General features: G+C 65.2%; 2 protein-coding genes. Both read left to right on the forward strand.

All coding sequences use genetic code 11. The features are described from left to right. On the forward strand, window positions 1–661 hold a 661-nt coding region (locus tag HX846_RS38010; RefSeq protein ID WP_178967556.1), incomplete at its 5' end, for an ABC transporter permease. After that, on the forward strand, window positions 658–920 hold a 263-nt coding region (locus HX846_RS38015), incomplete at its 3' end, for an ATP-binding cassette domain-containing protein (RefSeq protein ID WP_178967557.1). The genes HX846_RS38010 and HX846_RS38015, both read left to right, overlap by 4 nt.

Below are 920 nucleotides of genomic sequence, written 5' to 3' on the forward strand. Positions count from 1 at the left end.
TGACTTCCTGGGGCATGACGTGTTGTCGCGGCTGCTCAGCGGCGGCCTCTCGGTGCTGTGGATGTCCGTGGCGGCGGCGAGCATTGCCCTGGCCGTCGGCAGTACTCTCGGCTTGCTTGCGGGGCTGTCGCGGCGGCGCCTGGACCAGTTGATCACCTGGCTGGCGGACGTGTCCCTGGCGTTCCCCGACCTGATTCTGGTGCTGTTGATTGTCTCGATGCTCGGCCGCGCGCCGTGGTTGATCGTGCTCACGGTGTCGATTGCGTTTATCCCGGGGGTGATCCGCCTGGCGCGTGCCAGCGCGGTGGCAGTGGCGGGGCAGGAGTTTGTCGAGGCCGCGCAGATGATGGGCTACTCGCGGCGGCGGATCCTGTTCAAGGAGATCCTGCCGAACATCCTTACGCCGTTGCTGGTGCACTTTGGCAACATGCTGACCTGGGGCGTGGGCATGCTCTCGGGCCTGAGCTTCCTCGGTTATGGCGTGGCGCCGCCGACGGCGGACTGGGGCTTGATGATCAATGAAAACCAGGCCGGGTTGCTGGTGCAGCCCTGGGCGGTGTTGGCCCCCGCTGTGCTGATCGGCGTGTTTGCCTATGGCACCAATATCCTCGCTGAAGGCATCGGCCGCAGCAGCGCACGCCTGGGAGAAAAACAGCCATGAATGCAATCGCGCAGATGACGACGACGGTGCTGCAGGTCAGTGGCTTGCGGGTTGAATTGGCGGGGCAGGTGGACGTGTTGTCCGGCGTGTCCTTCAGCCTGGAAGCCGGGGAAATCCTCGGGCTGGTGGGTGAGTCGGGGTCCGGCAAGACCACCTTGGCTACCGCGCTGCTGGCCCATGCCCGACGCGGCGCACAGATTGTCGGTGGCCAGGTGCATGTCGCGGGCAAGGCGTTATTGGGCCTGGAAGGTGAAGCGTT

It is taken from the genome of Pseudomonas sp. K5002 (assembly GCF_013386655.1).
Classification (GTDB): domain Bacteria; phylum Pseudomonadota; class Gammaproteobacteria; order Pseudomonadales; family Pseudomonadaceae; genus Aquipseudomonas.